Source organism: Burkholderia sp. (genome assembly GCF_018375725.1).
Lineage (GTDB): Bacteria > Pseudomonadota > Gammaproteobacteria > Burkholderiales > Burkholderiaceae > Burkholderia.
This window is the reverse complement of sequence record NZ_JAHACR010000177.1, coordinates 1-8726: the sequence shown is the minus strand read 5'-3', so window position 1 is coordinate 8726 and position 8726 is coordinate 1. Positions and strand designations below refer to the sequence as shown.

Genomic DNA, 8726 nt, shown 5'->3' with positions numbered 1-8726 from the left:
TAGACGAACGCGCTTTGCGGATTATCGTAGACGTCCTGCGGACTGCCGACCTGCTCGACGTGGCCGTGGTTCAGCACAACGATGCGGTCCGCGACTTCGAGCGCCTCCTCCTGGTCGTGCGTGACGAAAATCGTCGAGATGTGCAGCTCGTCGTGCAGGCGGCGCAGCCAGCCGCGCAATTCCTTGCGCACCTTTGCGTCGAGCGCGCCGAACGGCTCGTCGAGCAGCAGCACCTTCGGCTCGACCGCCAGCGCGCGAGCCAGCGCGATGCGCTGACGCTGCCCGCCCGACAGTTCGGACGGATAGCGCTGCGCGAGCCAGTCGAGCTGCACGAGCTTCAACAGTTCATGCACCTTGTCGCGAATCCGGGCTTCGGACGGCCGTTCGCGGCGCGGCTTCACGCGCAGCCCGAATGCGACGTTCTCGAACACGGTCATGTGACGGAACAGCGCGTAGTGCTGGAACACGAAGCCGACCTGCCGGTCGCGTGCGCCGACCGACGCGACGTCCTGACCTTGCAGCACGACCTGCCCCGCGTCCGCGTGCTCGAGACCCGCGATCACGCGCAGCAGCGTGGTCTTGCCGCAGCCGGACGGCCCGAGCAGCGCGACCAGCTCGCCCGCGGGAAAGTCGAGCGACACGTTGTCGAGCGCCGTGAAATCGCCGAAGCGCTTTTGCAGATGACGTACGGTGATGCCCATTCTGGATGCCTCTTTACGAATTCGACGATTGGCCGACCGGGCCGACATGAGCCGGCACCGCATCGCGCGCGCCGGCCAGCTCGGTGGCGAGATGGCGCTCGGCGAGGAGCTTCAGCGCCAGCGTGACGAGCGCCAGCAACGCGAGCACCGACGCCACCGCGAACGCGGCCGCGAAGTTGTACTCGTTGTAGAGAATCTCGACGTGCAGCGGCATCGTGTCGGTCTGGCCGCGAATGTGGCCCGAGACGACCGACACCGCGCCGAACTCGCCCATCGCGCGCGCATTGCACAGAATCACGCCGTAGAGCAGCCCCCACTTCACGTTCGGCAGCGTCACGCGGGTGAAGATCTGCCAGCCGGATGCGCCGAGCACGCGCGCCGCCTCTTCCTCGTCGCTGCCCTGCGCCTGCATCAGCGGGATCAGCTCGCGCGCGACGAACGGGAACGTGACGAAGATCGTCGCGAGCACGATGCCCGGCACCGCGAAGATGATCTGCACGTCATGCGCCTGCAGCCACGGCCCGAACCAGCCCTGCGCGCCGAACAGCAGCACGTAGATCAGGCCCGAGATCACGGGCGACACCGAGAACGGCAGGTCGATCAGCGTGGTCAGCAGCGCCTTGCCGCGAAACTCGAACTTCGCGATCGCCCACGACGCGCAGACGCCGAATGCGAGATTGAGCGGCACCGCGATCGCCGCGACGGTCAGCGTCAGCTTGATGGCGGACCACGCGTCGGGATCGGCAAGGGATTCGAAATAGAAGCCGGCGCCTTTCCTCAACGCCTCGAAAAACACCGCGGCGAGCGGCACGACGAGGAACAGACCGAGAAACGTCAGCGCGATGCCGGTGAGCAGCCAGCGCACGGCGCGCGGCTCGGTGACAGGGTCGATCTTGCGCGCGGCACGGGCACGCTCGGCGGAAGGCGGTGCATTATGCGGCACGGCGGTGACCTCCTGGCTCATCGTTGACCTCCTGCGGCAGCAGTCGCAACGGCCGGCGCGGAGCCCGATGCGCCGCGGCTCGTCCGGCGTTGCAGATACCACTGCAGCGTATTGATCAGGAGCAGCATCACGAACGACACGACCAGCATCACGACCGCAAGCGCGGTCGCACCGGCGTAGTCGTACTGCTCGAGCTTCGTGATGATAAGCAGCGACGTGATTTCGGACTTCATCGGCACGTTGCCGGCAATGAAGATCACCGAGCCGTATTCGCCGAGCGCGCGGGCGAACGCGAGCGCGAAGCCGGTCAGAAGCGCCGGCAGCACGGCCGGCAGCACGACGCGGCGGAACGTGAGCCAGCGCGATGCGCCGAGGCACGCGGCCGCCTCTTCCTGCTCGCGCTCGAAATCCTCCAGCACCGGCTGCACGGTGCGCACGACGAACGGCAATCCGATGAACGTCAACGCAACCAGCACGCCGAACGGCGTGAACGCGACCTTGATCCCGAGCTGCGCGAGATACTGGCCGATCCAGCCGTTGGTCGCATAGACCGCGGCGAGCGAAATGCCGGCCACCGATGTCGGCAGCGCAAACGGCAGGTCGACGATCGCGTCGACGATCCGCTTGAACGGAAAGGTGTAGCGCACGAGCACCCAGGCGACGAGAAAGCCGAATACCGCATTGATCAGCGCGCCGCCGAGCGCCGCCGTGAACGTCAGGCGGTACGACGCCAGCACGCGCGGCGACGTGACGGCCGCGACGAACTGATCCCATGACAGCGTCGCGGTCTTGAGAAACGTGGCGGCGAGCGGAATCAGCACCACGAGGCTCAAATACGCCACCGTGATGCCGAGCGTTACGCCGAAGCCGGGCAGCGCACTCGGCTTGCGGAAGATATACGTCGTCATCGGATGCTCTTGCTGGGTCGATCTCATGGTCCGGCCAACCTGCCCGCGCGGGGACGCGCGGCCATGCCGCCGGGTGTGCGGCGCGCTCGCCGTAGCCGCGCACCGCTTGTCGTTATGGTTGCGTTACTGCGGCTTGTAGATCGAGTCGAACACGCCGCCGTCGGCAAAATGCGTCTTCTGCGCATTCGCCCAGCCGCCGAACGTGTCGTCGACCGTGTACAGCTTCAGTTTCGGGAACTGCTTCGTCAGTTCGGCTGGCACGTTCTTCGAACGCGGCCGGTAGTAGTTGCGCGCCGCGATCTCCTGGCCCTGCGGGCTGTACAGGAAGTTCAGGTAGGCGTCGGCCAGCTTGCGCGTGCCCTTCTTGTCGACCACCTTGTCGACCACCGCAACCGGCGGCTCGGCGAGGATGCTCACCGACGGCACGACGATCTCGAACTTGTCCGGCCCGAACTCCTTGACCGACAGGAATGCCTCGTTTTCCCATGCGATCAGCACGTCGCCGATGCCGCGCTGCACGAAGCTCGTCGTCGCACCGCGCGCGCCGGAGTCGAGCACGCCCGCGTTCTTGTAGAGCTTCGTGACGAACGCCTGTGCGGCCTGCTCGTTGCCGCCCGGCCGGTGCACCGCATACGCCCACGCGGCGAGATAGTTCCAGCGCGCGCCGCCCGACGTCTTCGGGTTCGGCGTGACGATCGACACGCCCGGCTTCGTCAGGTCGTCCCAGTCCTTGATCTGCTTCGGGTTGCCCTTGCGCACCAGAAACACGATCGTCGATGTGTACGGCGACGCGTTGTCGGGCAGGCGCTTCTGCCAGTCCTTGCTGATGAGCCCCTTGTTCGCGATCGCGTCGATGTCATAGGCAAGCGCCAGCGTCACGACATCGGCCTGCAGGCCGTCGAGCACCGAGCGCGCCTGCGCGCCCGAGCCGCCGTGCGACTGCCTGAAATTGACCGTCTCGCCGGTCTTCGCCTTCCATGCCTTGCCGAACGCCTGGTTGAAATCCTGATAAAGCTCGCGCGTCGGGTCGTACGACACGTTCAGGAATGTCGTCTCGGCCTGCGCATGCGACACGGCGCCCAGCGCCGCCGCCGCGCCCAGCGCGAGTGTCGCGATCAAGCGGCGCGCGCCGCCTGCCAGCCCCGTGTTGCGCATCTCCATCTGTGGTTCTCCCGTGTTGTCGGTATTGCGATCTCGGGCCAGTCTATCGAACGGGTTACATGATTAAAAATAATCGTTCCTTATTTTTTAATATTGAAAAGTGCTAACGAGGGTGAAATCGACGGCTGCAACGGACGAGCCGATGCGACAGCGCCACGAAATAGCCGCGGAACCGGCGCGATCGCGACGAACTTCACGTAGCACTTGAAATTCGTCGGGCACTGTATAAAAATACAGCTCACTGTCTATCCATACAGTTCAACCATGACCAAACTTACCGCCCGCCAGCAGCAAGTGTTCGACTTGATCCGCCGCGCGATCGAGCGCTCCGGCTTTCCGCCCACCCGCGCCGAAATCGCCGCCGAGCTGGGCTTCAGTTCGCCGAATGCAGCCGAGGAGCATCTGCGCGCGCTGGCGCGCAAAGGGGTGATCGAGCTGGCGGCAGGCGCGTCGCGCGGCATCCGCCTGCTCGGCCTCGACGATGCCCCGCACCAGTTCACGCTGCCGCATGCCGGCCTGATGCAGTTGTCGCTGCCGCTCGTCGGCCGGGTTGCGGCGGGCAGCCCGATCCTCGCGCAGGAGCATATTTCCCAGCATTACGCGTGCGATCCCGCGCTGTTCTCCAGCAAGCCGGATTACCTGCTGAAGGTGCGCGGCCTGTCGATGCGCGACGCCGGCATCCTCGATGGCGACCTGCTCGCCGTGCAGAAGCGCACGGAAGCGAAGGACGGTCAGATCATCGTCGCGCGTCTCGGCGACGACGTCACGGTCAAGCGCCTGAAGCGCCGGCCCGGCGGTATCGAGCTGATTGCGGAGAACCCGGATTACGAAAACATCTTCGTCAAGGCCGGCAGCGCGGAATTCGCGCTGGAAGGCATCGCCGTCGGGCTGATCCGCTCAGGCGAATTCTGATCATCTGTCTCGCTCAGGAGAACAACATGGAACGCCTTGCCCGTCTGCTGCCTTTCCGTCAATTCGGCCGTCTGCGTCATCTTCGCGGTCGCACGCCCTGCGCACCGCTGTCCGTCGCCGCGCCCACCGGTCATCAAGCAGTCGAACGGCAGGCGTCCCTGCTGCCATCGGCATTGCCCGCATTCGCGCGGGTGTCGCTGAACGCCGGCCTGAATCATGCCGAGCCGTCGCGCCGTGCACCGGTGCGTGTCTATCACGGTCCGTCGCGCCTGATCATGGTCGGAACGATCGACGCGGTGTGCCAGATGATCGATCGCTGCATTGCCGAGGAACATTCAGTCCCGCAAGGCGGTCTCTGATTCAGGATTGCTCTTGAACCGGAGGCGTAGTGAGTCACGCGCCGGGCCGCGCGGTGCGGCTCAAACCCTTGCTGACCATCATGCTGATCGTCGCTGTCATCGCGGCGATCAGCTATGCGTACGCGTCGCCGTATATCGCGCTCAATCGTCTGAAGGCTGCGATCGACGCACGCGATTCGCATGCAGTCAGCGAGTATGTCGATTTCCCGTCCCTGCGCATCAGTCTGAAGCAGCAGATCACCAATGAATTGATGCGACGGATCGATGCGAAACGGCCGGACAACGATCCGCTCGCGGCAATCGGTGCGTTGATCGGCTCCGCGTTGATCGGGCCGCTGGTCGATGCCTATGCGACCCCGGACGGCGTCGCCGCGTTGATGAGCGGAATCCCCCCGCGCGGCGAGCCTGGCGAGCGCCTCCCCGAGTGGGCTGCGCAACGGTCCGGAAACCCGCCCAGCGGCGCATCCGGGAGCGCGCCCAGGGATATGACTATGCCTGCCGACGCATCAGGCCGGCTCAGCGCCGCAGCAAGCGCGCCCACCGTGACGTCGGCCGCGCCAACCGCCGCTCAGGCATATGCGGACGCAAGCACACGCCCGCAAACCCACGCCGGCTACCGCAATATCGACGAATTCGTCGTCACCTATCAGCGCAATGCCAACGGCGAGCGCTACGCGGCGATCTTCCACCGCGTCGACCTGTTCTCATGGAAATTGTCCGCGATCGATCTGCACGGCTGACACCGCGCAGTGTGCGTCCGGCACGCGCCGGCACCGGATACGCCGCTTAGCTTGGCGTCGTGGACGCCGCTTCTCGCTCGCGAGCAATCTCGGCCTTTTGCTCCTCGGGCGTCGAGCAAGCGACCAGGATGCTGCACGATACGCGATCGAGCAGTTGCGTATTGCCCGACCCCATCCACCATCGCGACAGACCGCTTCGGCAGCGGTGTCCGACCACGACCAGGTCGACTTTCAGCTCCGAGGCGAGGTTCGCGATCTCGTCGATCGGATAGCCGAACGCAAAATGCCCTTCCGCCTGCACGCCGTGTTCGCGTAGCCATTCCACGCCTTCCTGCAGGATTTCACGCGCCGTTTCCTCGAAGCGGCCGCACGCTACGTCGGTCAGCAATCCGGCGCTCTGCGCGATGCTCGACCGCATGTCGACGACCGACAGCAAATGCGTCTCAGCCTTCAGATCCATCGCAAGATTGGCACCGATACGCAATGCCTTACGTCCCTCGAGCGAGCCGTCGTAACACAACAGAATTTTGTTGTAGCTAGCCATGAAACCTCCCTTTCGAGATAAAGGAGCCTACGAAGCAATCATGGTGCGATGCAATTCAGGATGCAAGGGCTGGAAAACGCTGATGCGATCCACACGCGTTCGACGCGATGATGCAGTGCACGATCGTCCATGCACGCACCGCATCGCACGTCCACGCCCTGAAGGGGCGCAGGCGATGCACTAGAATGGCTCGTTCGCGCCGCATGCCGGCATGGCGCGCGAACGCCATTCTGGCGGCACAGCCAATGTGACACGCGTGCAGCCAAACCGTTCGCAACGCGTCTTTGGCGCGTACGATCGATGTCATCAATCATCCACACCCATCGCTTGTCATGTCCGTTGCACCGATCGATTTCCAGAACGTCGAGAAACGCTATGGCGACAAGCTCGTCGTCAACGACCTGTCATTCCGCGTGCATGCAGGCGAATGCTACGGCCTGCTCGGCCCGAACGGCGCCGGCAAGACAACGACATTGAAAATGCTGCTCGGCATCACCTATCCCGACGCCGGCGCGATCTCGCTGTGCGGCGAACCCGTTCCGTCGCGCGCGCGGCATGCGCGGCAGCGGGTCGGCGTCGTCCCGCAATTCGACAATCTTGACCCCGATTTCACGGTGCGCGAAAACCTGCTGGTGTTCAGCCGCTATTTCGGCGTCCCGACGCAAGACGCGCACGCGCTCGTCCCCTCGCTGCTCGCGTTCGCGAAGCTCGAAAACAAGGCGAATGCCAGGGTCAGCGAATTGTCGGGCGGCATGAAGCGGCGTCTGACGCTTGCGCGCGCGCTCGTCAACGATCCCGACGTGCTGGTGCTCGACGAACCGACCACCGGACTCGATCCGCAGGCGAGACACCTGATGTGGGAGCGACTGCGCTCGTTGCTCGGACGCGGCAAGACGATCCTGATCACGACGCACTTCATGGAAGAGGCGGAGCGCCTGTGCGACCGCCTGTGCGTGATCGAGGAAGGCAGCAAGATCGCCGAGGGTGCGCCGCATGCGCTGATCGAATCGGAAATCGGCTGCGACGTGATCGAAATCTACGGCCCCGAACCCACCGCGTTGCGCGACGAGCTGGCCGAATTCGCCGAGCGCACCGAAATCAGCGGCGAGACGCTGTTCTGCTACGTCAGCGATCCCGAACCGCTCAACGCGCGACTGCGGGGCCGCGCCGGCCTGCGGTATCTCCATCGCCCCGCCAACCTCGAGGATGTGTTCCTGCGGCTGACCGGCCGTGAAATGCAGGACTGACCGCACATGGACGTACGCCCCTATTCCGCCACCGCCGCATCCGCGCCGCCGCGCGAGTCGCGCTTCGCGATCGCGATGCCCGCCAACGCGACCAACTGGATCGCCGTCTGGCGTCGCAACTATCTTGTCTGGCGTAAGCTGGCGATCGCGTCGATGTTCGGCAACCTCGCCGATCCCATGATCTATCTGTTCGGGCTCGGCTTCGGCCTGGGCCTGATGGTCGGGCGCGTCGACGGCGTGTCGTACATCGCGTTCCTCGCAGCCGGGACGGTCGCGTCGAGCGTGATGATGTCGGCGAGCTTCGAGTCGATGTATTCGGGATTTTCGCGGATGCACGTGCAGCGCACGTGGGAAGCGATCATGCACACGCCGCTCGCGCTCGGCGACATCGTGCTCGGGGAGATTGTCTGGGCGGCCAGCAAGGCGATGCTGTCGGGGGCCGCAATCATGCTCGTCGCAGGCCTGCTCGGTTATGCGAGCTTTCCCTCGATGCTGGCCGCACTACCGGTGATCGCACTGGCCGGCCTCGCGTTCGCGAGCGCCGCGATGATCGTCACAGCGCTTGCGCCGTCATACGATTTCTTCATGTTTTATCAGACGCTCGTGCTCACGCCGATGCTGTTGCTGTCGGGCGTCTTCTTTCCGCTGACGCAATTGCCGGAAATCGCCCAGCACGCGGCGCATATGCTGCCGCTCGCCCACGCGGTCGATTTGATCCGGCCCGCGATGCTCGGCCGCCCTGCCACACACATCGGCCTTCACGTCGCGGTCCTGGCCAGCTATGCGATCGGCGGTTTCCTATTGTCCGCCCGCCTGTTCCGGCGCCGGATGATGCGCTGACGAAATCGTCGCTTTCAACCGGCGAGCATGACGGACATCACGCACCGGACGGCAAGCAGACCGCACCGCGACCCGGCCGTCCGAACGCACATGAGCCCGCGTGCCGGGCTCCATGTGCCGGCACGTCACTCGTCCTCGTCGCTCCACGGGATCTCGACGTCCGTCAGGAACGCCACCGTCGCGAGCGGGCCGCCTTCGTGCCGGCCGAGCTTGCCGTCCGCGCGATGCCATTCGACGCGGAATTGCGTGCCCGGATCGTCGGCAATCAGGTAGACCGAGCGCAGCTCCTCCGACTCGGCCTCGTCGACCGGACCGTCGAACGATACGAGCATCTTCTGCGGCCATACGCCGTTGTGCGGATCGTAGATCCG

Annotated in this window: 10 protein-coding genes and 1 pseudogene; 5 read left to right on the top strand and 6 right to left on the bottom strand. The window is 64.9% G+C overall.

The window, feature by feature from the left end; genetic code table 11:
• The 4 genes from KH616_RS16985 to KH616_RS16970 form a co-directional block, all read right to left on the bottom strand.
• On the bottom strand, nucleotides 1-701 hold a 701-nt coding region (locus KH616_RS16985; RefSeq protein ID WP_292248453.1), incomplete at its 3' end, for a sulfate ABC transporter ATP-binding protein.
• 13 nt (nucleotides 702-714) lie between these two features.
• On the bottom strand, nucleotides 715-1665 hold the full coding sequence (cysW, locus tag KH616_RS16980) for a sulfate ABC transporter permease subunit CysW (RefSeq protein ID WP_292248451.1): 951 nt from the start codon (nucleotides 1663-1665) through the stop codon (nucleotides 715-717).
• Complete coding sequence (cysT, locus tag KH616_RS16975; RefSeq protein ID WP_292248450.1) at nucleotides 1662-2552, bottom strand: sulfate ABC transporter permease subunit CysT; 891 nt, start codon at nucleotides 2550-2552, stop codon at nucleotides 1662-1664. The genes cysW and cysT overlap by 4 nt, the downstream gene beginning before the upstream one ends.
• Before the next feature lie 123 nt (nucleotides 2553-2675).
• On the bottom strand, nucleotides 2676-3713 hold the full coding sequence (locus KH616_RS16970; RefSeq protein WP_292248448.1) for a sulfate ABC transporter substrate-binding protein: 1038 nt from the start codon (nucleotides 3711-3713) through the stop codon (nucleotides 2676-2678).
• A 264-nt stretch (nucleotides 3714-3977) separates the two neighbouring features.
• On the opposite strand from KH616_RS16970, the gene lexA reads away from it, so the two are divergent.
• Genes lexA through KH616_RS16955 form a run of 3 tightly spaced genes read left to right on the top strand, consistent with a single transcriptional unit; the run spans nucleotide 3978 to nucleotide 5724 of the window.
• Complete coding sequence (lexA, locus tag KH616_RS16965; protein WP_292248446.1) at nucleotides 3978-4625, top strand: transcriptional repressor LexA; 648 nt, start codon at nucleotides 3978-3980, stop codon at nucleotides 4623-4625.
• A 26-nt stretch (nucleotides 4626-4651) separates the two neighbouring features.
• Nucleotides 4652-4984: a hypothetical protein gene (locus KH616_RS16960; protein ID WP_292248444.1), complete on the top strand. Its 333-nt coding sequence runs from the start codon at nucleotides 4652-4654 to the stop codon at nucleotides 4982-4984.
• A gap of 29 nt (nucleotides 4985-5013) precedes the next feature.
• A complete protein-coding gene (locus KH616_RS16955; RefSeq protein WP_292248443.1) occupies nucleotides 5014-5724 on the top strand; it encodes a DUF2939 domain-containing protein in 711 nt (236 codons plus the stop codon).
• Between the two features lie 46 nt (nucleotides 5725-5770).
• Here KH616_RS16955 and KH616_RS16950 read toward each other — a convergent pair whose 3' ends face one another.
• Entirely contained in the window at nucleotides 5771-6268 is a 498-nt protein-coding gene (locus KH616_RS16950) for a universal stress protein (protein WP_292248442.1), read from the bottom strand.
• Nucleotides 6269-6600: 332 nt separating this feature from the next.
• On the opposite strand from KH616_RS16950, the gene nodI reads away from it, so the two are divergent.
• Nucleotides 6601-7515, top strand: coding sequence for a nodulation factor ABC transporter ATP-binding protein NodI (gene nodI / locus KH616_RS16945; protein WP_292248440.1), 915 nt, complete (start codon nucleotides 6601-6603; stop codon nucleotides 7513-7515).
• A gap of 6 nt (nucleotides 7516-7521) precedes the next feature.
• On the top strand, nucleotides 7522-8355 hold the full coding sequence (locus KH616_RS16940) for an ABC transporter permease (RefSeq protein WP_292248438.1): 834 nt from the start codon (nucleotides 7522-7524) through the stop codon (nucleotides 8353-8355).
• 125 nt (nucleotides 8356-8480) lie between these two features.
• On the opposite strand, the pseudogene KH616_RS16935 reads toward KH616_RS16940, so the two are convergent.
• Nucleotides 8481-8726 (bottom strand): annotated as a pseudogene (locus KH616_RS16935) (hypothetical protein); the annotation flags it as partial.

Excerpts from the sequence above, each read along its gene's own strand:
- cysW (WP_292248451.1), bottom strand. The coding sequence starts at position 1,665 with ATGAGCCAGGAGGTCACCGCCGTGCCGCATAATGCACCGCCTTCCGCC.
- cysT (WP_292248450.1), bottom strand. The coding sequence starts at position 2,552 with ATGACGACGTATATCTTCCGCAAGCCGAGTGCGCTGCCCGGCTTCGGC.
- KH616_RS16970 (WP_292248448.1), bottom strand. The coding sequence starts at position 3,713 with ATGGAGATGCGCAACACGGGGCTGGCAGGCGGCGCGCGCCGCTTGATC.
- lexA (WP_292248446.1), top strand. The coding sequence starts at position 3,978 with ATGACCAAACTTACCGCCCGCCAGCAGCAAGTGTTCGACTTGATCCGC.
- KH616_RS16960 (WP_292248444.1), top strand. The coding sequence starts at position 4,652 with ATGGAACGCCTTGCCCGTCTGCTGCCTTTCCGTCAATTCGGCCGTCTG.
- KH616_RS16950 (WP_292248442.1), bottom strand. The coding sequence starts at position 6,268 with ATGGCTAGCTACAACAAAATTCTGTTGTGTTACGACGGCTCGCTCGAG.
- nodI (WP_292248440.1), top strand. The coding sequence starts at position 6,601 with ATGTCCGTTGCACCGATCGATTTCCAGAACGTCGAGAAACGCTATGGC.
- KH616_RS16940 (WP_292248438.1), top strand. The coding sequence starts at position 7,522 with ATGGACGTACGCCCCTATTCCGCCACCGCCGCATCCGCGCCGCCGCGC.